At 65.9% G+C, this 24,323-nt stretch carries 22 protein-coding genes; 21 read left to right on the top strand and 1 reads right to left on the bottom strand.

The annotated features are described in order from the left end of the window. Positions 1-3: 3 nt before the first annotated feature. The 6 genes from hisB (at position 4) to CXY80_RS10140 (ending at position 8,459) form a co-directional block, all read left to right on the top strand. Positions 4-627, top strand: coding sequence for an imidazoleglycerol-phosphate dehydratase HisB (hisB, locus tag CXY80_RS10115; protein WP_104132439.1), 624 nt, complete (start codon positions 4-6; stop codon positions 625-627). Further along, positions 624-1,256, top strand: a complete 633-nt coding sequence (hisH, locus tag CXY80_RS10120) for an imidazole glycerol phosphate synthase subunit HisH (protein ID WP_104132440.1) — start codon at positions 624-626, stop codon at positions 1,254-1,256. Before hisB ends, hisH begins: the two co-directional genes overlap by 4 nt. A gap of 93 nt (positions 1,257-1,349) precedes the next feature. After that, positions 1,350-2,096: a bifunctional 1-(5-phosphoribosyl)-5-((5-phosphoribosylamino)methylideneamino)imidazole-4-carboxamide isomerase/phosphoribosylanthranilate isomerase PriA gene (priA, locus tag CXY80_RS10125; protein ID WP_092449858.1), complete on the top strand. Its 747-nt coding sequence runs from the start codon at positions 1,350-1,352 to the stop codon at positions 2,094-2,096. Further along, on the top strand, positions 2,096-2,935 hold the full coding sequence (locus CXY80_RS10130) for an SseB family protein (protein ID WP_092449856.1): 840 nt from the start codon (positions 2,096-2,098) through the stop codon (positions 2,933-2,935). Before priA ends, CXY80_RS10130 begins: the two co-directional genes overlap by 1 nt. Before the next feature lie 48 nt (positions 2,936-2,983). Further along, a complete protein-coding gene (locus CXY80_RS10135; RefSeq protein WP_104132441.1) occupies positions 2,984-7,678 on the top strand; it encodes an ATP-dependent helicase in 4,695 nt (1,564 codons plus the stop codon). Continuing rightward, complete coding sequence (locus tag CXY80_RS10140; protein WP_104132442.1) at positions 7,671-8,459, top strand: DNA-formamidopyrimidine glycosylase family protein; 789 nt, start codon at positions 7,671-7,673, stop codon at positions 8,457-8,459. The genes CXY80_RS10135 and CXY80_RS10140 overlap by 8 nt, the downstream gene beginning before the upstream one ends. A gap of 66 nt (positions 8,460-8,525) precedes the next feature. Here CXY80_RS10140 and CXY80_RS10145 read toward each other — a convergent pair whose 3' ends face one another. Further along, the gene (locus CXY80_RS10145) at positions 8,526-8,891 is read right to left on the bottom strand and encodes a DUF1844 domain-containing protein (RefSeq protein ID WP_104132443.1); all 366 of its coding nucleotides are present in this window, start codon (positions 8,889-8,891) and stop codon (positions 8,526-8,528) included. A gap of 289 nt (positions 8,892-9,180) precedes the next feature. Between CXY80_RS10145 and infC the strand changes: the two genes are divergently transcribed. The 15 genes from infC (at position 9,181) to argF (ending at position 24,279) form a co-directional block, all read left to right on the top strand. Then, the gene (gene infC / locus CXY80_RS10150) at positions 9,181-9,807 is read left to right on the top strand and encodes a translation initiation factor IF-3 (protein ID WP_104127223.1); all 627 of its coding nucleotides are present in this window, start codon (positions 9,181-9,183) and stop codon (positions 9,805-9,807) included. Then, positions 9,800-9,994: a 50S ribosomal protein L35 gene (gene rpmI / locus CXY80_RS10155; RefSeq protein WP_092341054.1), complete on the top strand. Its 195-nt coding sequence runs from the start codon at positions 9,800-9,802 to the stop codon at positions 9,992-9,994. Before infC ends, rpmI begins: the two co-directional genes overlap by 8 nt. A 36-nt stretch (positions 9,995-10,030) precedes the next feature. After that, entirely contained in the window at positions 10,031-10,423 is a 393-nt protein-coding gene (rplT, locus tag CXY80_RS10160) for a 50S ribosomal protein L20 (protein ID WP_092449848.1), read from the top strand. Positions 10,424-10,548: 125 nt separating this feature from the next. Beyond that, the gene (locus CXY80_RS10165) at positions 10,549-11,349 is read left to right on the top strand and encodes an RNA methyltransferase (protein WP_104132444.1); all 801 of its coding nucleotides are present in this window, start codon (positions 10,549-10,551) and stop codon (positions 11,347-11,349) included. A gap of 263 nt (positions 11,350-11,612) precedes the next feature. Then, positions 11,613-12,401 carry an amino acid ABC transporter ATP-binding protein gene (locus tag CXY80_RS10170; protein ID WP_104132445.1) on the top strand — a complete coding sequence of 263 codons (789 nt, stop codon included), beginning with the start codon at positions 11,613-11,615 and terminating at the stop codon, positions 12,399-12,401. 84 nt (positions 12,402-12,485) lie between these two features. Beyond that, positions 12,486-13,349, top strand: a complete 864-nt coding sequence (locus CXY80_RS10175) for a glutamate ABC transporter substrate-binding protein (protein ID WP_092449842.1) — start codon at positions 12,486-12,488, stop codon at positions 13,347-13,349. A 137-nt stretch (positions 13,350-13,486) separates the two neighbouring features. Next, positions 13,487-14,134, top strand: a complete 648-nt coding sequence (locus CXY80_RS10180; RefSeq protein ID WP_092449840.1) for an amino acid ABC transporter permease — start codon at positions 13,487-13,489, stop codon at positions 14,132-14,134. Further along, positions 14,131-15,039: an amino acid ABC transporter permease gene (locus CXY80_RS10185; RefSeq protein WP_092449838.1), complete on the top strand. Its 909-nt coding sequence runs from the start codon at positions 14,131-14,133 to the stop codon at positions 15,037-15,039. The genes CXY80_RS10180 and CXY80_RS10185 overlap by 4 nt, the downstream gene beginning before the upstream one ends. A 110-nt stretch (positions 15,040-15,149) precedes the next feature. Beyond that, positions 15,150-16,175 (top strand): phenylalanine--tRNA ligase subunit alpha, encoded by a 1,026-nt coding sequence (pheS, locus tag CXY80_RS10190; RefSeq protein WP_092449836.1) that lies wholly within the window; start codon positions 15,150-15,152, stop codon positions 16,173-16,175. Then, positions 16,175-18,769 (top strand): phenylalanine--tRNA ligase subunit beta, encoded by a 2,595-nt coding sequence (pheT, locus tag CXY80_RS10195; RefSeq protein WP_104132446.1) that lies wholly within the window; start codon positions 16,175-16,177, stop codon positions 18,767-18,769. Before pheS ends, pheT begins: the two co-directional genes overlap by 1 nt. A 170-nt stretch (positions 18,770-18,939) precedes the next feature. Beyond that, the gene (gene argC / locus CXY80_RS10200) at positions 18,940-19,986 is read left to right on the top strand and encodes an N-acetyl-gamma-glutamyl-phosphate reductase (protein ID WP_104132447.1); all 1,047 of its coding nucleotides are present in this window, start codon (positions 18,940-18,942) and stop codon (positions 19,984-19,986) included. After that, positions 19,983-21,164: a bifunctional glutamate N-acetyltransferase/amino-acid acetyltransferase ArgJ gene (gene argJ / locus CXY80_RS10205; RefSeq protein WP_092449830.1), complete on the top strand. Its 1,182-nt coding sequence runs from the start codon at positions 19,983-19,985 to the stop codon at positions 21,162-21,164. Before argC ends, argJ begins: the two co-directional genes overlap by 4 nt. Positions 21,165-21,166: 2 nt before the next feature. After that, positions 21,167-22,075: an acetylglutamate kinase gene (gene argB / locus CXY80_RS10210; RefSeq protein ID WP_104132448.1), complete on the top strand. Its 909-nt coding sequence runs from the start codon at positions 21,167-21,169 to the stop codon at positions 22,073-22,075. Then, positions 22,072-23,253, top strand: a complete 1,182-nt coding sequence (locus CXY80_RS10215) for an acetylornithine transaminase (RefSeq protein WP_092449826.1) — start codon at positions 22,072-22,074, stop codon at positions 23,251-23,253. The genes argB and CXY80_RS10215 overlap by 4 nt, the downstream gene beginning before the upstream one ends. 96 nt (positions 23,254-23,349) lie before the next feature. Then, the gene (argF, locus tag CXY80_RS10220; RefSeq protein ID WP_104132460.1) at positions 23,350-24,279 is read left to right on the top strand and encodes an ornithine carbamoyltransferase; all 930 of its coding nucleotides are present in this window, start codon (positions 23,350-23,352) and stop codon (positions 24,277-24,279) included. The last annotated feature ends 44 nt before the right edge of the window (positions 24,280-24,323 follow it).

Consider the following 24,323-nt stretch of genomic DNA (forward strand, 5'->3'; position numbering starts at 1 on the left):
TCCATGAGCTCACCTGCTGACATTCCCGCGCCCCGCGTCGCACACCTGCAACGGGAGACGAGTGAATCCAGCATCGACCTGTCTCTGAACCTTGATGGCACCGGCGTCAGCGACATCCGTACCTCGGTTCCGTTCTTCGACCACCTGCTGACGGCGTTCGCCAAACACTCCCTGACCGACCTCACGGTGCGCGCCTCCGGCGATGTCGAAATCGACGTGCACCACACCGTCGAAGACGTGGGAATCGTGCTCGGCCAGGCCATTCGTCAGGCCCTTGGTGACAAATCGGGCATCTCCCGTTACGGTGACGCTCTCGTGCCCCTCGACGAGGCGCTGGCCCAGGCCGTGGTCGACATCTCCGGCCGCCCCTACCTCGTGCACACCGGCGAACCGGCCGGTTTTGAATTTCACCTCATCGGCGGACACTTTACCGGCTCCATGGTGCGTCACGTCTTCGAAGCGATTACTTTTCACGCCGGCCTGACGGTGCACGTCACCCTGCTTGGCGGGCGCGATCCGCACCACATTGCCGAGGCTGAATTCAAGGCCTTCGCCCGCGCCTTCCGACTCGCCAAGGCCCTCGACCCGCTGGTGCACGGTATTCCGTCGACTAAGGGAGCCCTATGACGAAGGTTGTCGTCTTCGACTACGGAACCGGAAACGTGCACTCCGCGGTCAAGGCGCTCGAGTTGGCCGGCGCCGAGGTCACCCTCACGAGCGACCGCACGACTGCATTGGAGGCCGACGGTCTCGTCGTGCCCGGAGTTGGAGCGTTCAGCGCCGTGATGGCAGCGCTCAAGTCCGTTCGCGGTGACGACATCGTCGACCGTCGTCTGGCCGGCGGCCGCCCGGTGCTCGGAATCTGCGTCGGCATGCAGGTCATGTTTGAGCATGGAGTGGAACGTGGCGTGGACACCGAGGGGCTCGGCGAATGGCCGGGAACGGTCACCGAGCTTCCCGCGAAGATCCTTCCGCACATGGGCTGGAACACCGTCACGAGCGCACCCAACTCTGAATTGTTCCGAGGCATCGAAGAAGAGCGGTTCTACTTCGTGCACTCCTACGCCGCGCAATCCTGGACGCTTGAGGTCATGCCGCCGTTCCCAGAGCCCCGGCTGACCTGGGCCGATCATGGGGTGCCGTTCCTGGCCGCGATCGAGAACGGACCGCTCAGCGCCTCCCAGTTTCACCCGGAGAAATCGGGGGAGGCAGGCATCCGCTTGTTGAAGAACTGGATCGGCACGCTGCACAGTTAGCCCGGCGAGCCTAGACTTCACAGTCCCATCCGCATCACAGCCACAGCCCCTGCAATTGGTCGCACAGCGCGACCGCACCAATCAAGGACACCAATGAGTGAGTTCAACAAGACACCGAGGCTCGTCCTCCTGCCCGCCGTCGATGTGGCCGGCGGCAAGGCGGTTCGCCTGACCCAGGGCGAGGCCGGCACGGAAACGAACTACGGTGACCCCGTCGACGCCGCGGCCGACTGGGCCAGGCAAGGTGCTGAGTGGATTCACCTCGTCGACCTCGACGCGGCCTTCGGCCGTGGCAGCAACACCGGTGTGATCAAGAAGGTCATTCGTCAGGTCAAGGGCGTGAACATCGAGCTCTCCGGCGGTATCCGCGATGACGAATCGCTCGAAGCGGCACTGACCACCGGCGTTAAACGCATCAACCTCGGCACCGCAGCGCTGGAAAACCCGGAGTGGGCGGCGAGCGTCATCGCACAATACGGTGAGGCCGTTGCCGTTGGCCTTGATGTACGCGGAACAACCCTGGCCGCGCGTGGCTGGACCAAAGATGGCGGGGACCTCTGGCAGGTCCTCGAACGGCTCGAAACAGCCGGGTGTGCCCGCTATGTGGTGACCGACGTCACCAAGGACGGCACTCTGCAGGGCCCGAACATCGACCTGCTGCGTCAGGTACTCGACCGCACGCGCAAGCCGGTCATTGCCTCCGGCGGCATTTCGAGCCTTGATGACATTCAAGCGTTGCGCAAGCTTGTGCCGCTGGGGCTTGAGGGTGCCATCGTGGGCAAGGCGCTCTACGCCGGCGCGTTCACGCTGGCCGAGGCCCTGGACGTCGCGGGGGACTAATGGCTCGGGCGCGAAACCTCGGCTCAACGGGAGACCCCTCGGGCCAGCCGGGCTCAGGGCGACCTGGCGACGGGAATGAGTCAGCCAACACGGCCGACTCGGCCGGCCAGCCGTGGGCCGGACGGGAATTCGAGGCCAACCTCGAAGCCGGTGATGACGGGGCCGCGCCCGCCGCCCTTGCCGCGGCGCTTGCCCGTTTTCAAGCTCGAGAGGCCGGCGAAGAAAGCGTCATCGATGCCATTCGCGGATCTCGTCTGCTCATTCCGCTGGTGACCAAGCTCGGCGAGGCCGCCGTGAACGCGCGTGGGCAGACCATCGATAAAACCCAGGAACTATCGATCATCACGGTTGAAGGGCCGGACGGCCGTACCGTGCTCCCAGTCTTCTCGTCGACCGCTGCCATGGCGGCGTGGAACCCCCTCGCAAGGCCCGTACCAGCGGATGCCGTGCGCGTCGCCCTGGCCGCCGCGCAGGAAGACACCGACCTCGTCGTGCTCGACCCGACATCCCCCGGGGAATTCATCATTCGGCGACCGGCGCTTTGGGCGATCGCCCAGTCGCTGCCGTGGACTCCGAGTTACGCGAGCCACTTCATCGCCGACGCTTTCACCGCATCAATCGCCACGGAACTCTCGGTGCTCTCGGTTCAGCTCATGGCGGGCGACCCGCTGGCGCAGCTCAAAGGTCCCGAACTCGTGGTCCAACTGGAATTGGTCGACGGCCTCACCCAGTCGGACCTTGACGCGATTCTGAGCCGCCTCGGCACCCGGTGGTCGGAGAGCGAGATCATCACGACCGGCGTGGATTCGCTGCGCGTCAAGCTCGTCGCCTCCGCGTAGGTTTCCGGGTGAAACCCGAATGTCGGTGGGGTGAGCGACAATAACGGTATGAGCGACGTTCTTGAACGATTCTCCCCGGCCGCTCGGGCCTGGTTCACCGAGGCTTTCGCGGCACCGACAGCAGCGCAGCTGGGAGCATGGGAGGCCATTTCGTTGGGTTCGCACGCCCTCGTGGTGGCTCCGACTGGGTCGGGCAAGACCCTCGCCGCGTTCCTGTGGGCCATTGACCGGCTGGCCACCGAGTCGGCCGCACCGGCCGTCCCCGCCGCTTCCACGCCCATCACTCGCGTGCCCGCCGCTTCCACGCCTATCACTCGCGTGCCCGCCGCTTCCACGCCCATCACTCGCGTGCTGTATATCTCGCCGCTCAAAGCACTCGGCGTCGATGTGGAACGCAACCTCACCGCTCCGCTCGTGGGAATCACCCGTTCGGCCCAGCGGCTCGGCCTGGAGCCGCCGCGCGTCACGGTTGGCGTGCGCTCGGGAGACACGCCGGCCGCCGACCGGCGCAAACTGGTCACCTCGCCGCCCGACATTCTTATCACCACCCCGGAGTCGTTGTTTCTCATGCTGACCTCGGCCGCCCGCGAATCCCTGCGCGGCGTGCAGACCGTCATCATCGATGAGGTGCACGCGGTCGCGGCGAGCAAACGCGGTGCACACCTGGCCGTCTCCCTCGAGCGACTCGACGCCCTGCTGAGCCGGCCGGCGCAACGTATCGGGCTCTCCGCCACGGTGCGGCCGCAGAGCGAGGTGGCCCGATTTCTCGGCGGCGCCGCACCCGTGCAGATCGTGGCTCCGCCCGTGCTGAAACGGTTCGACCTGCGGGTGGTCGTACCGGTGGACGACATGAGCGACCTCGGTCCGGTGCCGCAACGCGAAGGAGTCACGTCAGCTTCGGCGCCGCAGACCGGGTCGATCTGGCCCCACGTAGAGGAGGCCATCGTCGACGAGGTGCTTGCACACTCCTCCAGCATCGTGTTCGCAAACTCGCGCCGCCTCACCGAACGGCTCACGGCGCGGTTCAATGAAATCTATGCCGAGCGCCTGGCCGGGGAGGAGGCATCCGCTCTCGTGACGGTGTCGCGGGGGGACGCCCGGGCGGTGGGCAGCCCCGCGCCTGCCAGACCGCCAGCCGAGCTCATGGGCGCAAGCGGCGAGAGTGCGGGGGCCGAACCGCTGCTCGCTCGCGCGCATCACGGTTCGGTCAGCAAAGAGCAGCGCGCGCTCATTGAAGACGACCTGAAATCGGGGCGGCTGCGCTGTGTCGTCGCCACGTCGAGCCTTGAACTCGGCATTGATATGGGCGCCGTCGACTTGGTCGTGCAAGTGGAGTCACCGCCGTCGGTTTCGAGCGGGCTGCAACGGCTCGGCCGGGCCGGGCATCAGGTGGGTGAGATTTCGCGCGGGGTCATCTACCCCAAACATCGGGCCGACCTCATCCACGCCGCGGTCGCCGCCGAACGCATGGTCGCCGGTGCCATCGAATCGCTGCGGGTGCCGACCAATCCGCTCGATATCCTGGCCCAGCAGACGGTCGCGGCCTGCGCGCTCGAACCAATCGACGTCGAGACCTGGTTCGACACCGTGCGGCGCAGCGCACCCTTCGTAACCCTGCCCCGCTCCGCCTACGAGGCCACCCTCGACCTGCTGGCCGGTCGGTATCCCTCCGACCAGTTCGCAGAACTGCGCCCGCGCATCGTCTGGGATCGCGACGCCGGCACCCTCACCGGCCGCCCCGGCGCGCAACGGCTGGCCGTCACCAGTGGCGGCACCATTCCCGACCGCGGTCTATTTGGCGTCTTCATGGTCGGCGGAGAGCAGATCACCGGCAAACGGGTCGGTGAACTCGACGAGGAGATGGTCTACGAGTCCCGCGTGAATGATGTCTTCGCGCTCGGCACCACGAGCTGGCGCATTCAGGAGATCACGCACGACCGAGTACTCGTCGTGCCGGCGTTCGGGCAGCCCGGGAGGCTGCCGTTCTGGAAGGGCGACGGGCTGGGCCGCCCGGCCGAACTGGGCCAGGCCATCGGTGCCTTCGTGCGCGAGGTCGGCAGCCTGCCGGCCGACCAAGCCAGGGACCGCTGCGCCGTGGGTGGCCTCGACGACCGGGCGATCACTAACCTGCTGGCCTTTCTCGGCGAGCAACGCGCTGCCACCGGGCAACTGCCGACCGACCGCACGCTCGTGGTCGAACGCTTTCGTGACGAGCTGGGGGACTGGCGGGTCGTGCTGCATTCCCCGTACGGCGCCCCGGTAAACGCACCGTGGGCACTCGCGGTCGGTGCCCGCGTGCGCGAACGCTATGGAATCGACGGCTCCTGCGTGGCAAGTGACGACGGCATCGTCGTACGCATTCCCGACACCGAAACCGAGCCGCCCGGCAGCGAACTGTTCGTGTTCGACCCCGACGAGCTCGAGCAACTGGTCACCGACGAGGTTGGTGGCTCGGCTCTGTTCGCGTCCCGGTTTCGCGAGTGCGCCGCCCGAGCCCTGCTTCTGCCCCGCTACAAGCCCGGGGCGCGCTCACCGCTCTGGCAGCAACGCCAGAAGGCGGCGCAACTGCTCGACGTGGCCCGCACCTTCCCCACTTTTCCGATCATTCTCGAAACCCTGCGGGAATGCCTGCAAGACGTCTACGACCTGCCAGCCCTCGGGGTGCTGGCCCGACAGATCGCTTCGCGCGAACTGCGCCTGATCGAAATCACGACCGACACCGCGAGCCCGTTCGCGAGTACCCTATTGTTCGGTTACGTCGCCGCCTTCATGTATGAGGGCGACACCCCGCTGGCCGAGCGGCGGGCGACCGCCCTCGCGATCGACTCGAGCCTGCTCGCCGAACTCCTGGGTCGGGTCGAGCTGCGGGAGCTGCTCGACCCAGCCGTCATCGACCAGACCGACCGGGAACTGCAGCGGCTCACCTCCGACTACCGGGCCAAGGGCGTTGAGGGTGTCGCGGACCTGTTGCGTACCCTGGGGCCGCTCAACACCAGCGAGGTCGCCGAGCGGATGCTCCTGCCCGCGCCCGAATCGCCGCACGTGCCCGGTGCGATGGCGGCAGAGCAGGCCCTGCTCGCTCTCGTTGATGCCCGCCGTGCCATCCGGGTCAACGTCGGCGGTGAGGATCGCTGGGCGGCGGTCGAAGACGCCAGCCGGTTGCGCGATGCCCTCGGTGTTCCCCTGCCGATCGGCGTTCCCTCCGCCTTCACCGAATCCGTGCCTGATCCGCTCGGTGATCTGGTGAGCCGGTATGCGCGTTCCCACGGGCCCTTCACAACGAATGCCGTCGCCGACCGGTTTGGCCTCGGTACGGCCGTCGTCCAAATCGCCCTCGGCCGACTCGCCGATGCCCGACGCATCGTGGCCGGAGAGTTTCGACCCAACGGCAGCGGCCTGGAATGGTGCGACGCCGAGGTGCTGCGGCGGCTCCGCCGTCGTTCCCTCGCCGCGCTCCGGCACGAGGTCGAACCGGTCGACCAACGGGCGATCGGCCGGTTTCTGCCGGCCTGGCAGCACGTGGGCGGAAAGCTGCGCGGAATCGACGGCGTCGCATCCGTTGTTGAGCAGCTGGAGGGCGCGCGCATTCCGGCATCCGCGTGGGAGACGCTCATTCTGCCCGCCCGGGTCAGCGACTACCGTCCGGATATGCTCGACGAACTCACCAACGCGGGCGAGGTGCTCTGGGCCGGCGGGGGAACGCTTGCCGGCAATGACGGCTGGGTGAGCCTGCACCTCGCCGAAACCGCCCAGCTCACCCTGCCGGTACCGATCGACGTCGAAACGACGCCCCTGCAACAGGAGATCCTGGCGACCCTGGGCAGTAATGGTGCCTACTTCTTTCGGCAACTTGCCGATGCCGTCGGTAGCCAGAATGACCAGGAATTGGTGCATGCGCTGTGGGACCTGGTCTGGGCCGGCCTGATCACCAATGACACCTTCGCCCCGGTCCGGTCGCTTCTCTCCGGCGGTCACACCGCGCATCGTCCGAGCCGGGCCGTGCCCCGGGCACGCCTGCACCGCGGGCGGTCGATGCCCCGGCCGAGCCTGGCGAGCCGCGGCGGACCACCGACGGTGTCGGGTCGCTGGTCGATTCTGCCCGTGGCCGACGACTCACCGACCCGCCGCGCGCACGCCCTGGGGGAGACCCTGCTCGAACGCTACGGAGTAGTGACGCGCGGCGCGGTCATGGCCGAGAGCGTCATCGGCGGATTCTCCCTCGTCTACCGCACGCTCACCGGATTCGAGGAGATGGCACGCTGCCGACGCGGCTACTTCATCGAGGGGCTCGGCGCTGCCCAGTTCGCCACCGGCGGCACCATCGACCGGCTGCGCACCTTCGCCGCCGGGGTAGCCGACTCGTCGGTCGGGCATCCGGCCGTGGTGACCTTGGCCGCGACCGACCCGGCGAACGCGTACGGTGCTGCCCTGCCGTGGCCAGCGCTCCCCGGCGACACCACCCATCGCCCGGGCCGGAAGGCGGGTGCACTCGTCGTGCTCGTCGATGGCGCCCTCGTGCTCTACGTCGAGCGCGGCGGCAAGACCGTGGTTGCCTTCGAGACGGATGAGGCCAGGCTCGCGGCCGCCACGGCGAGCCTGGCTGCTCTGGTCACAACGGGTCGCATCCAGAAAATCGCGGTCGAAACGGCCAACGGCGTGTTCGTCATGGGCACCGAGGTGGGTGCGGCTCTGCGCGCCGCGGGATTCACCGAGACTCCAAAAGGGCTGAGGCTTCGTGCCTGAGGGCGATACCGTCTATCGCACGGCCCGAACCCTCGACCAGGCGCTGCGCGGCAGTATTCTCACCGGCTGCGACATCCGCGTGCCAGCCTTCGCGACCGTCGATCTCACGGGCCAGACCGTGCACGAGGTCGTCAGTCGCGGCAAACATCTGCTGCACCGGGTCGGCGAGACGAGCATCCACTCGCATCTGAAAATGGAGGGCGCCTGGCACCTGTACCGGCCCGGCACGCGGTGGCAGCGGCCGGCGTTCCAGGCGCGCATTGTGCTGCAGACCCTGGACTGGGTCGCGGTCGGGTTCGAGCTTGGTGTGCTGGAGCTGGTTCCCACCCGGGCCGAGTCGGAGGTGGTCGGCTATCTCGGACCCGACCTGCTCGACACCGAATGGAGTGCGGTCAACAGCGCCGAGGCGGCCACTCGCCTCGCTGCTCGGCCCGAACAACCGGTCATTCTGGCCCTCGCCGACCAGCGCAATCTGGCCGGACTCGGCAACGTCTATGTCAACGAACTCTGCTTTCTGCGCGGACTATTGCCGACCCGGCCCCTGGCCGAGGTTACCGACGTCCCCGGACTCGTCGCCCTGGCCCGGCGCCTGCTCCTGGCCAATAAAGACCGCGACGAACGCACGACCACCGGCAACCTGCGCCGCGGCACCCAGACCTGGGTCTACGGGCGAGGCGGTCAGGCGTGCCGACGCTGCGGAACCCACATTCAACGCAGCACTCTCGGTCGCAGCGATGTCGAGCAGCGCAATACATTCTGGTGCCCGCACTGCCAGACCTGACTCAAGCTGCGCAGAACGGATGCCGTCGGTCGGGTGACCGGCGGCATCCGTTCGTGAGGGGAGGAATCAGTTGACCGGGCCGGTGAGCTTCTCGCCGGGGCCTTCGCCGATCGCGTCGGGAAAGGCGGACGCCTCGCGGAACGCCAGCTGCAGTGAGCGCAGCCCGTCGCGCAGGCTACCCGCATGAAGGCTGGAGATGTCGGGAGCGGCAGCCGTGACCAGCCCGGCCAGAGCAGTGATCAGTTTGCGCGCCTCGTCAAGGTCGATCTGGGCATCGGGATCGTCGGCGAGCCCGCACTTGACGGCGGCCGCGCTCATCAGGTGCACCGCGGCCGTGGTGATGATCTCGACAGCGGCCACATCAGCGATATCGCGCGTTGCCTGTGCTGCATCCTGCTCAAAATCCGTATCTTGCTCAAAACTGGGGCTCACTGCATTCCTCTGCTAGGCTTGTCTTTGGTTCCGAGACAATAGTCTCGGTACGAAAGTGGAGAATCTCCCACCCGCGCATACCGCTTCATCAAGGTTACCGGGTAGATTGCACTCCGCCGTCGCGTTATCGCCTCCCTCGGGAAGGTGGCAGCGTGAGGGTAGACAGGGTGCCGTGTGGAACACATCAACGAAAAAGTTGGCGTGGAAATCGCGTGATTTTCCTCTCTTCGTCCCCAGGCGGCATCCGCTGTCTGGTTGTGATCACGAAGTTAACCAAGAGGAGAGACGCATCAGCGATCCCCGTACAAATGACCGTATACGCGTCCCCGAAGTTCGTCTCGTTGGTCCCAACGGCGAGCAGGTCGGGGTCGTGGCGATTGATGTTGCCCTGCGCCTGGCACAGGATGCCGACCTCGACCTCGTCGAAGTTGCACCCGAAGCCAAGCCGCCCGTGGCCAAGATCATGGACTACGGCAAGTTCAAGTACGAGGCTGCGCAAAAGGCCAAGGAGGCCAGGCGCAACCAGGCGAACACGATCCTGAAAGAGGTTCGTTTCCGTCTCAAGATTGATACGCACGACTACGAGACCAAGCGCAAACGCGCCGAAGGCTTCCTGAAGAGCGGTGACAAGGTCAAGGCCATGATTCTTTTTCGTGGCCGTGAACAGTCCCGGCCTGATCAGGGCGTACGACTGCTCCAAAAATTTGCCGAGGATGTCGCCGAGTACGGTTCCGTGGAATCGACTCCGATGATCGACGGTCGAAACATGGTCATGGTGATTGGCCCGTTGAAAAACAAGTCAGAAGCCAAGGCCGAGATCAACGCCCACAAGGCTGCCGAGAAGGCAGACAAGGTCGCCGATAAGGCAGACAAGGTTGCCGACAAGGCAGCGAAACAGGAGGAACCACATGCCTAAGATGAAGACCCACTCCGGAACCAAGAAGCGTTTCAAGGTCACCGGAAGCGGAAAGATCATGAAGCAGCAGGCCGGGCTTCGTCACAACCTCGAAGTCAAGAGCACGCAGCGCAAGTCCCGTTTGAACCAGGACCAGGTGCTGGCCAAGTCAGACCAGAAGGTCATCAAGAAGCTTCTCGGTCTGTAACACCAGGCCCCCGTAACGAATAAGGATTTGTAAAAAATGGCAAGAGTAAAGAGGGCCGTAAACGCCCACAAGAGTCGCCGCGTTATTCTCGAACGCGCCAAGGGCTACCGCGGACAGCGTTCACGCCTGGTCACCAAGGCGAAGGAGCAGCTCACTCACTCCTTCACCTATAGCTACCGTGACCGTCGCGCACGCAAGGGTGACTTCCGTCGCCTGTGGATCCAGCGGATCAACGCTGCGTCGCGCGCCAATGGCCTGACCTACAACCGTCTGATCCAGGGCCTCGGCCTGGCCGGCATCGAGGTTGACCGTCGTATCCTCGCCGACCTGGCCGTCAACGAGGCAGCGACGTTCGCCGCCCTCGTTGAGAGCGCCAAGGCAGCCCTTCCCGCCGACACGTCGGCACCGAAGGTCGCCGTCAAGGCGTAATGCTTCACCGTGATTGACCACCACCGGCTGCCTCCTGGGCGTGAACGTGGTGAATCGGTCAGAATTCCACAGTGAGGAGCGGGCGACCTGGTCGCCCGCTCCTTTTCTGCAAGTAAACTTGCCACATGCTTGATAATCCACGTTCACCGCGCGTCCGTGCCGTCGCAAAACTTGCCAAGCGCGACGCGCGCCTCGAGTCCGGTCTCTTTCTGCTCGAAGGCCCGCAGGCCGTCTCAGAAGCCCTCACCTTTCGCCCAGAGCTCGTCGTGGAGCTGTTCGCCACGCCGACCGCGCTCGATCGCTATACCGATCTGGCCCAGAAGGCCGTCGACGCCCAGGTCGAGGTGGAGTTCGTCTCCGAAGAGGTACTCGAGGCCATGGCCGACACGGTCACCCCGCAGGGCTTCGTGGCTGTCTGCCACCAGTTCCCCACCTCGGTCAAGAAGATCTTCAACGCTGCCCCCAAGCTCGTCGCCATTCTCGAAGAGGTGCGCGACCCCGGCAACGCCGGCACCATCATTCGGGCAGCGGATGCCGCCGGCGCGGACGCCGTCATCCTCACCGGTCGCAGCGTTGACCTGTACAACCCCAAGGTCATCCGTTCCTCGACCGGCTCCATTTTTCACCTCCCTGTCGCCATCGCGGGTGATCTCTCCGACGTGCTGGACCGTGCTCGCTCCGCCGGCCTGCAGCTGTTCGCCGCCGACATCAAGGGTTCCGACCTGCTTTCCGCCCGCAATGAGGGGCTGCTCGCCGCTCCGACGGTGTGGCTGTTCGGCAACGAGGCCCGCGGCCTGACCGACGAAGACCTCGCCCGGGTCGACCGCAGCGTCAGCGTGCCGATCTACGGCGAGGCTGAGTCGATGAACCTGGCGACCGCGGCATCCGTTTGCCTGTACGAAAGCGCGTTCGCCCAGCGCGCCTGACCTGCCGTTCCGAACAAAAACTCGATGCCCGGACTGCTCCGTCCGGGCATCTGGCATGCCCGGGGCGAGTGTGCTCGGGCATGGCCGAGCCGACCCTTTTTCTGCGGCGACCGAGCCGCTGGACGGGCCGGCTGGTGCCCGGCCGGAGACCGCCGGCTGACCTGCTACATAGCACAGACGACGGATGGCTGGACTGTTACAAATGCGTTACTGTCCGGGAATTTGGCACCCCTCATCCGGTGATCTGTTCTAAGTTGGGGGGTATGGAGCCAATAGATTCGTCCCCGGCCACCTCGAATATCACCGTTCGTCGGGGCGAACCGCTAGTCGTCGTCAAGGACATCAACAAGCACTACGGAGAACTGCACGTTCTCAAGAACATCAACGCCGTAGTCAACCGCGGCGAGGTGGTCGTCGTGATCGGACCAAGTGGGTCGGGAAAATCGACGCTCTGCCGGGCCATCAACCGCCTCGAGACCATCGATGGCGGCGTCATCACCATCGATGGCGTCAAGCTTCCGGAAGAGGGCAAAGCCCTCGCCCACCTGCGTGCGGACGTCGGCATGGTCTTTCAGGCCTTCAACCTGTTTGCGCACAAGACCGTGCTTGAAAATGTGACCCTCGGTCCGATCAAGGTGCGCGGCCTCAAGAAAGCCGACGCCGAGAAGAAGGCGATGGCACTGCTCGACCGTGTCGGAGTAGCCAACCAGGCGCAGAAGATGCCCGCACAGTTATCCGGTGGCCAGCAACAGCGCGTCGCCATTGCGCGTGCCCTGGCCATGGATCCGAAGGTCATCCTTCTCGACGAGCCGACCAGTGCCCTCGACCCGGAGATGATCAATGAGGTGCTCGAGGTCATGGTCGACCTCGCCAACGACGGTATGACCATGATCGTCGTGACGCACGAGATGGGCTTCGCCCGCAAGGCCGCAGACCGCGTCATTTTCATGGCGGAGGGCGAAATCGTCGAGGAGACCTCCCCGGAGGAATTCTTCACGAACCCGCAGAGCACCCGCGCTCAGGACTTCCTCTCCAAAATTCTCGACCACTAAAACTTTCTTCCACTAGATCTCTTGTCCACCAGTCAGTGTGCAAGATCGTCCAGAGCACCTCACAGTAATCAGGAGCAGACACAAATGAGACTCAAAAAAGGCCTTGCAATTTCGGCCCTTGCCCTCGCCAGCGCACTCGTACTCAGCGGTTGCACCGACTCCGGGGCAACCACCGACACGGTCGACGTAGCCGACGCCCCCGAATTCGAAGCGGGAACTACCATGGCCGCCCTCGCCGAAGCCGGCGAGATCACCATCGGCACCAAGTTCGACCAGCCGCTCTTCGGCCTCAAGGGCACGGGAGACCCCATCGGCTTCGACATCGAGATCGGCAAGCTCGTCGCCGGTGCGCTCGGAATCAGCGCCGACAACATCAACTGGATCGAAACCATCTCCGCGAACCGCGAGCCGTTCATCATCAACGGCCAGGTCGATATGGTTGTCGCCACCTACACGATCAACGATACGCGCAAGGAATCCGTCTCCTTCGCCGGACCGTATTACTCGGCCGGGCAGGACCTGCTCGTGCTCGCGGGCAACACCGACATTACCGGCCCAGAGGACCTCGCCGGTAAGGCTGTTTGCACCGTGAGCGGTTCTACTTCGGAGAAGAACATCGCCGAGTACACGACGGACATCATCGCCACGGATGCTTATTCCAACTGCCTCGGCCCGCTGCGCAGCGGCGAAGTCGCCGCTGTGACCACCGATAACGTGATTCTCGCGGGCCTCGCCGACCAGAACGGTGATGAGTTCGAGGTCGTCAACAACCCGTTTACCGAGGAGCCCTACGGTATCGGCGTTGCGCTCGAAGACACGGAGTTCCGTAACTTCATCAACGATGTACTCGAAGCCTCCTACGAAGACGGAACGTGGGTGAAAGCCTGGGAAGCCACCGCGGGCAGCGTTCTCGACACCCCAGAGCCGCCGGCCGTCGACCGCTACTAGGTCGATTGCAGCAGCAGCGCACTCGCGCTCAGTCCGGATGGCCCGTTCGTCTCACGGACGGGCCATCCGGGTGAACCCGCACTACGATCTATCCGGTCGCTCACACAGTTTTACATCTACAGAAGGGGAGGTGAGTTGTGGACGCAGTTATCGACAACCTGCCGTTGTTCTTGGAAGGCTTCCGGAACACGCTGGGCCTCCTCGCTGTCGCCGGCGTGGGCGCATTCATCCTCGGCGTGCTCGTCGCCGCAATGCGCATCTCACCCGTGGCATCGCTCCGGGCCTTCGCCACGGTTTACACCGAAATTGTGCGTAACACACCGCTCACGCTCGTGTTGTTCTTCTGCGCCTACCTGCTGCCCTACCTGCAATTCTCGCCGGGGTACTTTCAGCTCGCTGCGATCGGCCTGACGGTGTACACCTCGCCGTTCGTCGCCGAAGCGCTGCGCTCCGGCGTCAACGGCGTGCACGTGGGCCAGGCCGAGGCCGCCCGTAGTGTCGGCCTGACCTTTGGCCAGACGCTCTCCTTTATCGTTCTGCCGCAGGCGTTCCGAATGGTGATCCCCCCGCTGATCAACGTGTTCATCGCCCTGGCCAAGAACACCTCGGTCGCCGGCGCATTCTTCGTCTTTGAACTTTTCGGGGCGGCTCGCCGTATCACCAACGATCGTGGGGACGCCGTCATTGCGATCCTGCTCGCGGTTGCCGCGTTCTACCTCATCATCACCATTCCTTTGGGCTTCATCGCCGGCAGGATCGAGAAGAAGGTGGCGGTACTCCGATGACCTCCGTGCTCTACGACGTTCCCGGCCCCCGAGCCCGCTTCCGCTCCAAGATCTTCTCCGTCGTCGGCGTCGTCATCATTGTTGGTGCTTTGCTGACCCTGATCGTGGTTTTGGGCCTTCCCAAGACGAGTGCCAACGGGGCCGTGCAGCCCGGCATCTGGGATGCCTCCCGTTGGGACGTCCTCAACGACGTGCAGGTCTGGCGCACCCTGGGCATCGGCGCCTTAAACACGCTGCGGATGGCCTTCGTCGCGGCGGCTTTTGCCCTCGTGATCGGCGTTCTCTTCTCCTTCGGCCGTTCCTCCGGCGCCGCCTGGATCCGCATCCCGACCACGATCGTGCTCGAATTCTTCCGCGGCATGCCCGTGCTGCTGATGATGCTGTTCATCCTGCTGGTCTTCTCTACCGGTTCGTTCTGGGCCGGCGTGGCCGCCCTGGCCGTCTATAACGGTGCAATCATTGGCGAGGCCCTGCGCGCGGGCATCAACGCCCTGCCGAGCGGACAGCGTGAAGCTGGGCTGGCCATCGGCCTGACGCCGATCGCGACGCGTTTTCGCATCGAATTTCCGCAGGCGTTCCGCCAGATGCTTCCGATCATCATCGCGCAGCTGGTTGTGCTGCTCAAGGACACCTCGCTGGCTTTTGTGGTCGGCTACCCCGAACTGATGCGCTCCGGAAACTACAACCTGGGTACCTTCTTCGGCAACCAATACCAGTTCTCGTTCTTCTTCGTCGTGCTTGCCATCTACCTGACGATGAACCTGTCGCTGTCTTGGCTGGCCCGCCGAATCGCCAAGCGCACCGGGCCACAGGCTGGCAAGCTCATCAAACCCGACCCTACGCCGCCGATCGACCCGAACCTCGTCGACCCGCGCGCACTGGGTGCGCAGAGCAGAGGCCAGTAGCAAGCCCGCTAAACTTGGGCCTTGTGTCTGTTCCCAGCGTTCCCCCAGAGCCCACCACACCATCCGATCCGGCGGCACCTGACGCCGTCGCATCCGCTCAGCCGGAGCCGTTGATCTCCGAAGACGCCGTCAACGCCGCGGTTGACGCGGCATTAGCCGCCATCGCTGCCGCCACTACGACCGCCGCGCTCAAGCGTGTGCGCAGCGAGCACGCGGGGGAGTCGTCGCCGTTGTCGAAGCTCAACGCGCTCATGCGCAGCGTGCCCGGAAACCAGAAGGCCGCCGCCGGCAAGCTCGTCGGCCAGGCCCGCGGCGCTGTCACGAAGGCGCTGACCGCCCGCGAAGACGAGATCGGTGCGATTGAAGCCGCCGCCCGGCTGCTCGCCGAAACGGTGGACGTGACGGCCGCAGCATCCGCTTGGAAAGCCGGGGCGCGGCATCCGATTTCACTGCTGACCGAACGGGCCGCCGACGTGTTTGTGGCCATGGGCTGGGAAGTAGCCGAAGGACCGGAGCTTGAGAGCGAATGGTTCAACTTCGACGGGCTCAACTTCGACGAGGACCACCCCGCCCGCGCCATGCAGGACACCTTCTTCGTCGAACCGACGGATGCCCACCTCGTTTTGCGCACGCAGACCTCGCCCGTGCAGCTGCGCGCGTTGCTCAGCCGCGAGCTTCCGGTGTACGTGGTCGCGCCCGGACGGGTGTTTCGCACCGATGAGCTCGACGCGACGCACACGCCGGTGTTCCACCAGATCGAGGGCATCGCCATCGACAAGGGCCTCACCATGGCGAACCTGCGCGGCACGCTCGACCACTTCGTGCAGGCCTTGTTCGGCCCCGAAGCCAAGGTACGCCTGCGCCCGAACTACTTTCCGTTCACCGAACCGAGCGCCGAGCTCGACGTCTGGCACCCGACCTTCAAGGACGGCGCGCGCTGGATCGAGTGGGGCGGCTGCGGCATGGTGCACCCTAACGTGCTGCGCTCCGCCGGAATCGACCCCGAGGTGTACTCCGGGTTCGCGTTCGGCGTCGGCGTGGAACGAGCAGTGATGTTTAGAAATGACGTAAAGGACATGCACGACATGGTCGAAGGCGATATCCGGTTCAGCCAGCAGTATGGGATGACGATCTAATGCGGGTACCACTGTCCTGGCTCGGCGAATTCGTCGACCTCGCGCCCGGCACGACGCCGGAAGACGTGCACGCCGCTCTCGTCAGTGTCGGCCTCGAAGAAGAAGACATCCACCGCTTCGAGGTGTCCGGCCCGATCGTGGTCGGCGAGGTACTCGAATTCGTCGGCGAAGAGCAGAGCAACGGCAAGACCATCAACTGGTGCCAGGTGCGCGTAGCCCCCGAGGGTGAACTCGCCGCCGACGGCGGCCCGGCGGTGCACGGCATTATCTGTGGTGCGCACAACTTCGCCGTCGGCGACAAGGTCGTTGTGACCCTGCCCGGCGCCTCGCTGCCGGGACCGTTTCCGATCGCCGCCCGCAAAACGTACGGCCACGTCTCCGACGGTATGATCGCCTCGGCCCGTGAACTCGGCCTTGGCGACGAGCACGATGGCATTCTGCTGCTGTCATCGCTCGGCATCGACGCCCCGGTGGGAACGGATGCCATCCCCCTGCTGGGCCTGGACGACAGCGCCGTCGAGATCAACGTGACGCCTGACCGCGGCTACGCCTTCTCCATTCGCGGCGTCGCCCGCGAATATTCGCACGCGACCGGCGTACCGTTTCGGGACCCCGCACTCGCCCTCACCGTCGTGGCTCCGGTCACTCGGTTCCCGGTCACGATCGACGACCAGGCCCCGATTCGGGACCGGACCGGTGCGACGGTGTTCGTGACCCGCGTCGTGCGCGGCGTCGACCCGACCCGGCCAACCCCGGCCTGGATGATGGCCCGGTTGGGGCTGGTCGGCATCCGCTCGATCTCGCTCGTAGTCGACGTGACCAACTACGTGATGTTCGAGCTCGGCCAGCCGCTGCACGGCTACGACCTCGACAAGCTGGCCGGCGGCATCATCGTGCGACGCGCGATCGCCGGCGAGAAATTCACCACGCTCGACGCCGTCACCCGCACGCTCAACATCGAAGATCTGCTGATCACCGACGAATCCGGGCCAATAGGCCTGGCCGGAGTGATGGGAGGGGCGAACACCGAGATCAGCTCGGAGACCGTCAATGTGCTCGTCGAGGCCGCCAACTTCGACCCGGTGTCCATTGCGCGCTCGGCCCGCCGCCACAAGCTGCCCAGCGAGGCGAGCAAGCGGTTCGAACGCGGCGTCGACCCGCAGGTTGCTGCCGTTGCCGCCGCCCGCGTGGTGCAGCTGCTGGTGGAACTTGCCGGGGGAGTTGCCGACAACCTCGGGTCGGTTTACAACGAGGCGCCGGCCGCACAGCCGATTCTGCTGCCGACCGGATTCGTGTCGGGCCTGATCGGCTTTGCCTACACCGGCGACGAGGTGCGTGCTGCCCTGGTCGACGTCGGTGCCTCCCTCGAGGAAGCCGACGGCGACCTGCAGGTCACTCCGCCGAGCTGGCGCCCCGACCTCACCGACAAGTGGACCCTGGCCGAAGAGGTCGCCCGCATTGTCGGGTACGACAAGATTCCCTCGGTTCTGCCGGTCGCGCCGCCCGGCCGCGGCCTGACGCACACCCAGACGCTGCGCCGCACGGTCGCGCAGACCCTCGCCGCCACCGGCCACAGTGAGGTGCTGACCTATCCGTTCGTCTCCGAGCAGGCGAACAACCTGTTCGGTGTGGCCGTCGTGCCGTCGCAGACGGATACTGACAGCACCGACGGTGCTGCGGCATCCGCTGCACCGGTCGCGGTGCCCCAGATGAAGGTCGCCAACCCGCTCGACGGTGAGGCGCCGTACTTGCGCACCTCGATCCTGCCCGGAATGCTGCAGATCGCGCACCGCAACCGTTCTCGCGGGCTCGTCGATGTGGCCATCTACGAGCAGGGCCTGGTCTTTCGGCCCGTGGCCGGGGTGAGCTACGGCATGGCTGTGCTTCCCGCCGGGGCCGCACGTCCGAGCACGCAGGATGAGGCGGCGCTGAACGCGGGAATTGTGCCGCAGCCGCTTCTGGTTGGCGTCGTTCTCATCGGCAACGACGTGCGGCACCAGCCGGGCCAGGCTGCCGTCGCCGCCGGCTGGCAGTCGGCGCTGGCCGCCGTGCAGCAGGTGGCGCTGGCCACCGGGGTGCGCATCGAGGTTCGCCAGGGTCGGCACCCGGCGATGCATCCCGGGCGCACCGCCGAACTGTTCGTCGCTGCTCCGGGCACCACCGCCACGGTGTCGGTCGGATTTGCCGGCGAACTACTGCCCGCGGTAGCCGACGACTACGACCTGCCCGCAGTCGTCGCCGTCGCAGAGATTAACCTCGCGCTCGTCTTCGCGCAGGCCGGAGTGATCAATACGGTCACGCCGATCCGCACGATGCCCGCCGCCACCCAGGACCTCTCGCTCGTCGTGGCGGCCTCCGTGCCGGCTGCTGACCTGCGTGCGGCCGTGGCGGAGGGCGCCGGTGACCTGCTCGAGAGCATCGAACTGGTCGATGACTACCGCGGTGCCGGAGTCGAACCCGGCCAGAAATCACTCACCTTCGCGCTGCGTTTTCGCGGCGAGGAACGCACGCTGACCGCTGCCGAAGCCAGCGCTGCGCGCCTGGCCGGTGTCGCTCTCGCGGACGACCGGTTCGGCGCGACCCTGCGCGAGTAAACGCTGGTGAGCGGATGCCGCGGCCCGACCCTGCGGGGTCGGCCCGCGGCATCCGCTGTTCGGGCTGCGAGGTTCAGCGTTCGGATGCGGCCGGGACCGCACCGAACTCGCGCATGACGCCGCGCGCCGATGCGGAACCGGGGCCGCCGGGGCCGCGCTAGGTTTAACCCATGGTTTTTTCGGTGGCAGTGGCGGGCGCGAGCGGGTATGCGGGCGGCGAACTGCTGCGGCTGCTCGCCGGACACCCCGAATTCGAGGTGCGCACGGTCACCGCGCACAGCAATGCCGGGCAGCTCCTCATCGATGTGCAACCATCGCTGCGTTCCCTCGCCCACCTGACCCTGGTCGACACGACCCCGCAAAACCTCAGCGGGCATGACGTCGTCTTCGTCGCCCTGCCGCACGGAAAATCCGGCGAGCTGACCGCGCACCTGCCGGCCGACACCCTCGTCATCGACTGCGGCGCCGACCATCGCCTCGAGAACCCCGACGACTGGGCCGCGTTCTACGGCGGCGACTACTTTGGCGCCTGGAGCTACGGCGTACCCGAACTGCTGATCGGCACCGGCAAGCAGCGCGACCGACTGGTCGGTGCCCGCCGCATCGCCGCCCCCGGTTGCAACGCCAGCACGGTCGCCCTCGCCCTGGCTCCCGGCATCCAGGCCAGCGTGATCGAGGCGCAGGACCTCGTCGCGGTGCTCGCCGTCGGCCCGAGCGGTGCCGGCAAGAGCCTGAAGCTACCCAACCTCGCGGCCGAGATCCTCGGCTCGGCCAACCCCTACGCCGTCGGCGGCACCCACCGGCACATTCCCGAGATCGTGCAGTCGTTGCGCTGGGCCGGCTCCGAAACCAACGCCACCATCTCGTTCACCCCGGTGATCGTGCCGATGGCTCGCGGTATCCTCGCCACCGCGACCGCTCGAATTGTGCCGGGCACCAGCGCCGCGGTCGTGCGTGCCGCCTGGCAGAGCGCCTACGCCGACGAACCGTTCGTGCACCTGCTGCCCGAGGGGCACTTTCCGCGCACGGCTGACGTTATCGGCGCGAACACAGCCCTGATCGGCCTGGCCGTCGACGTAGCAGCCGGCCGGGTCGTCACGATCACCGCCATCGATAATCTTGTTAAGGGCACCGCCGGCGCTGCCATCCAATCCGCCAACATTGCCCTGGGCCTGACCGAAACGCTCGGTCTGACCCTGAATGGAGTTGCTCCGTGAGTGTCACCCTTCCCGCCGGTTTTGCTGCTGCCGGTGTCACCGCCGGCCTGAAAAAGTCCGGCGGGCTCGACCTCGCCCTCGTGCAAAATCTCGGTCCGCTGCAGAACGCCGCGACCGTGTTCACGAGCAACCGCTGCCAGGCCAACCCCGTCATCTGGAGCACCCAGGTCATGAGCGACGGCCGGGTCAGCGCGATCGTGCTCAACTCGGGCGGTGCCAACTGTTATACCGGCAGCATCGGCTTCCAGACCACCCATGCCACCGCCGAAGCGGTCGCCACGCGCCTCGACATCTCCTCCGGCGACGTACTGGTCTGCTCCACCGGGCTGATCGGAGAACAGCTCGACCTCGACCTCGTCACCGCCGGCGTCTGGGACGCTACCCTCGCCATCAAAACGGATGCCGCCACCACGCCCGAAGCCGGCCTCCTGGCCGCGCAGGCTATCATGACCACCGACACTCGCCCGAAGCAGGCCTCCCACACCTCGCCTCACGGCTGGAGCATTGGCGCAATGGCCAAGGGTGCCGGTATGCTCGCGCCGGGACTGGCCACGATGCTCGTCGTCATCACGACCGACGCCGTGCTCAGCTCGACCGACCTCGACACTGCGCTCCGCGCGGCGACCCGGGTCACTTTCGACCGCCTCGATTCCGATGGCTGCATGTCGACCAACGACACCGTGAGCCTGCTCTGCTCCGGGGCGAGTGCCGTCCCCACCGACCACGCGGAATTCAGCAAAGCGCTCACCGACACCTGCCGCGACCTGGTCCTGCAGCTGCAGGGTGACGCCGAGGGCGCCGCGCACGACGTGGCGATCACGGTCACCAACGCCGTCTCCGACGACGAAGCCGTCACCGTGGCCCGTGCGGTCTCGCGTAGCAACCTGTTCAAGTCGGCCATCTTCGGCAACGACCCCAACTGGGGCCGAGTGCTCGCCGCCGTCGGAACGGTACCGGTTCAGGACGCCGCATTCGACCCCTACGGCATCGATGTCGCCATCAACGGTGTGCAGGTCTGCACAGCGGGGGAGCCCGACCAGCCGCGCGAACTCGTCGACCTCTCGGGCCGCGCCGTGACTGTATTGATCGACCTGCACGCGGGTAGTGAAACGGCCACGCTGTGGACCAACGACCTCACCCACGATTACGTCGAAGAGAACAGCGCGTACTCGAGCTGAATATGACCGACATCACCCACGCAGACGAAACCAGCCAGGCCGAAGCATCCGTCAAAGCCGCGACGCTGATCGAAGCGCTGCCCTGGCTCAAACGCTTTCACGACCAGATCATCGTCGTGAAATTCGGCGGCAACGCCATGGTCAGCGAAGAGCTGCAACGCGCCTTCGCCGAGGACATGGTTTACCTGCGCTACGCCGGAATTCGCCCGGTCGTCGTGCACGGCGGCGGCCCGCAAATCTCGGCCATGCTCAAGCGCCTCGGCATCGAGAGCGAGTTTCGCGGCGGCTACCGGGTGACCACGCCCGAAGCGATGGACGTGGTGCGCATGGTGCTCACCGGCCAGATCAACCGCGACCTGGTCAGCCACATCAACCAGCACGGTCCGCTCGCCGCCGGACTGTCCGGCGAAGACGCCGGCCTGTTCCGCGGAAGACGTCGCGGCGTGGTCATCGACGACGAAGAAGTCGACCTCGGACTGGTCGGCGACGTCATCGACGTCGACCCCGAAGCGGTGCTCGCCCAGCTCGCGGCAGGCCGCATCCCGGTGGTCTCGTCGATCGCCCCCGATACGGATGTCCCCGGCCAGTCCCTCAACGTCAACGCCGACGCTGCTGCTGCCGCACTCGCGATCGCGCTCGGCGCGGCGAAGCTCGTGATTCTCACCGACGTCGCCGGGCTGTACCGAGACTGGCCGAACCGGGATTCGCTGGTGTCGATCATCGACGTGGTCGAGCTGCGCGGTCTGCTTCCGCAGCTGGAATCAGGCATGATCCCCAAAATGACCGCCTGCCTCGACGCCGTCGAGGGCGGCGTCGCCAAGGCCGCGATCATCGACGGGCGAGTGCCGCACTCGATCCTGCTCGAAATTTTTACTGGAAGCGGCATCGGCACGGAGGTAGTACCCGCATGACTCAACATCCCTGGCAAGACCGTTTCGCCGACGCGATGATGAAAACCTTCAGCCCGCCGTTGGCCATGCTCGTGCGCGGTGAGGGCTGCTATGTCTGGGACGAAAAAGGCACCCAGTACCTCGACTTTCTGGCCGGCATCGCCGTGAACTCGCTCGGCCACGCCCACCCCGAGGTCGTCGCCGCCGTCACGAAGCAGATCGGCACGATCAGCCACGTCTCCAACTATTTCGCCACGCCGCCCCAGATCGAGCTGGCCGAACGTCTCAAGCGCATCACCGGCGCCGGCGACGAAGGTCGGGTTTACTTCTGCAACTCCGGTGCCGAGGCCAACGAGGCCGCGTTCAAACTGGCCCGCCTCAACAATAAGGGCCACCGCAACCGCATTATTTCGCTGCACGACTCCTTCCACGGTCGCACCATGGGAGCCCTCGCGCTCTCCGGCAAACCGCACATGCGCGAGGCCTTCGAACCGGTTCCCGGCGGCGTCGAACACATCGACAGCACGATCAAGGCACTCGAAGCGACCATCGACACCACCGTCGCCGCACTGTTTCTCGAACCGGTCAAGGGCGAGGCCGGCGTCATCGACCTGCCCGATGGCTATCTGAAGCGTGCGCGGGAGCTGTGCACCGAGCACGGTGTGCTGCTCATCCTCGATGAGATCCAGACCGGCATCGCTCGTTCCGGCGCCTGGTTCGCCTACAACCACGCCGACATTCTTCCGGATGCTGTCACCATCGCCAAAGGGATGGGCGGCGGTGTTCCCATTGGTGCGCTCGTCACCTTTGGCTGGGCCTCCGAACTGTTTCGCCGTGGCCAGCACGGCTCGACCTTCGCCGGGAATCCGCTGGTGACCGCGACCGCGAACGCGGTGCTCGGCGTGATCGAACGCGACGATCTCGCCGCCAACGCCACCTTAAGGGGCCAGCAGCTGCGCGAGATCATTCTCGGTTTCAAGTCTCCCTGGATCGAGGAAGTGCGTGGGCGCGGACTGCTGCTCGGCATCGGCCTGACCGAACCGGTCGCGTTGAAGCTGGGAGCTGCCGCTTTGGCCGAGGGCCTGATCGTCAACGCCGCCAATGAGACCAGCATTCGAATCGCCCCACCGCTGATCGTGGGTGACACCGAACTCGCCGACTTCCAGGACCGGTTCGGGCGAGCCCTGGCCAGCCTCTAGGCTGGACGAATCCCTCTGTGCTTGCTGGGAACCGTGCGGGGCCGCTGGAGCGGCATCCGCTTGCCCGCTAAAAGCATTCCAACCGAAAGTGACACCGTGACCCGCCATTTCCTGCGCGACGACGACATCTCCCCGGCCGAACAGGCCGAGATTCTCGACCTGGCCCTGGAGCTGAAGCGAGACCGATTCGCGGTGCGCCCGCTCGATGGCCCGCAGACCGTGGCGGTCATTTTCGACAAGTCTTCGACCCGCACCCGGGTGTCCTTCGCGGTCGGCATCGCCGACCTCGGCGGCAGCCCGCTCATCATCAGCACCGCGAACAGCCAGCTCGGCGGCAAGGAAACCGCCGCCGACACCGCTCGCGTGTTGGAACGCCAGGTCGCCGCAATCGTCTGGCGCACCTACGGTCAGGCCGGACTCGAAGAAATGGCGCTCGGTACCACGGTGCCGGTCATCAACGCGCTCAGCGATGATTTTCACCCCTGCCAGCTGCTCGCCGACCTGCTTACCATCCGGGAACACCGCGGCGACCTGGCCGGTCAGACCCTCGCCTTTCTCGGCGACGGCGCCTGCAACATGGGCCAGTCCTACCTGCTCGCCGGCGCGACTGCGGGGATGCACGTGCGTATCGCGTCGCCGGTCGGGTACACCCCCACCGATCAGGTCGTAGCGGATGCGACCGCCATCGCCGCCCAGACCGGCGGCTCTGTCGCGCTGTTCACTGACCCGCGCGAGGCCGTCACCGGTGTCGATGTGGTCATCACCGATACCTGGGTGTCGATGGGTAAGGAAGAGGAGAAGGCCGCGCGCCTCGGCGACCTCGGCCGGTACCGGGTCGACGCGGAACTGATGAGCCTGGCCAAGCCGGGCGCGCACTTCATGCACTGCCTGCCGGCCGACCGCGGCTACGAGGTGACCGCCGACGTCATCGACGGCCCGCAGAGCATCATCTGGGACGAGGCGGAGAACCGCCTGCACGCCCAGAAGGCGCTGTTGGTCTGGCTGCTCGCCCACAACGCGGCCTGACCGACCCGAGCGCGGCCATCCGCTCTCATGCTTTCTGACCGGGC

The organism is Cryobacterium sp. M91, from assembly GCF_002929615.1.
In the GTDB taxonomy this organism is placed as follows: domain Bacteria; phylum Actinomycetota; class Actinomycetes; order Actinomycetales; family Microbacteriaceae; genus Cryobacterium; species Cryobacterium levicorallinum.

Bases quoted from the DNA above. Each gene is read 5' to 3' on its own strand.
- hisB (WP_104132439.1), top strand. From the start codon at position 4: ATGAGCTCACCTGCTGACATTCCCGCGCCCCGCGTCGCACACCTGCAA.
- hisH (WP_104132440.1), top strand. From the start codon at position 624: ATGACGAAGGTTGTCGTCTTCGACTACGGAACCGGAAACGTGCACTCC.
- priA (WP_092449858.1), top strand. From the start codon at position 1,350: ATGAGTGAGTTCAACAAGACACCGAGGCTCGTCCTCCTGCCCGCCGTC.
- CXY80_RS10130 (WP_092449856.1), top strand. From the start codon at position 2,096: ATGGCTCGGGCGCGAAACCTCGGCTCAACGGGAGACCCCTCGGGCCAG.
- CXY80_RS10135 (WP_104132441.1), top strand. From the start codon at position 2,984: ATGAGCGACGTTCTTGAACGATTCTCCCCGGCCGCTCGGGCCTGGTTC.
- rpmI (WP_092341054.1), top strand. From the start codon at position 9,800: ATGCCTAAGATGAAGACCCACTCCGGAACCAAGAAGCGTTTCAAGGTC.
- rplT (WP_092449848.1), top strand. From the start codon at position 10,031: ATGGCAAGAGTAAAGAGGGCCGTAAACGCCCACAAGAGTCGCCGCGTT.
- CXY80_RS10165 (WP_104132444.1), top strand. From the start codon at position 10,549: ATGCTTGATAATCCACGTTCACCGCGCGTCCGTGCCGTCGCAAAACTT.
- CXY80_RS10170 (WP_104132445.1), top strand. From the start codon at position 11,613: ATGGAGCCAATAGATTCGTCCCCGGCCACCTCGAATATCACCGTTCGT.
- CXY80_RS10175 (WP_092449842.1), top strand. From the start codon at position 12,486: ATGAGACTCAAAAAAGGCCTTGCAATTTCGGCCCTTGCCCTCGCCAGC.
- CXY80_RS10185 (WP_092449838.1), top strand. From the start codon at position 14,131: ATGACCTCCGTGCTCTACGACGTTCCCGGCCCCCGAGCCCGCTTCCGC.
- pheT (WP_104132446.1), top strand. From the start codon at position 16,175: ATGCGGGTACCACTGTCCTGGCTCGGCGAATTCGTCGACCTCGCGCCC.
- argC (WP_104132447.1), top strand. From the start codon at position 18,940: ATGGTTTTTTCGGTGGCAGTGGCGGGCGCGAGCGGGTATGCGGGCGGC.
- argB (WP_104132448.1), top strand. From the start codon at position 21,167: ATGACCGACATCACCCACGCAGACGAAACCAGCCAGGCCGAAGCATCC.
- CXY80_RS10215 (WP_092449826.1), top strand. From the start codon at position 22,072: ATGACTCAACATCCCTGGCAAGACCGTTTCGCCGACGCGATGATGAAA.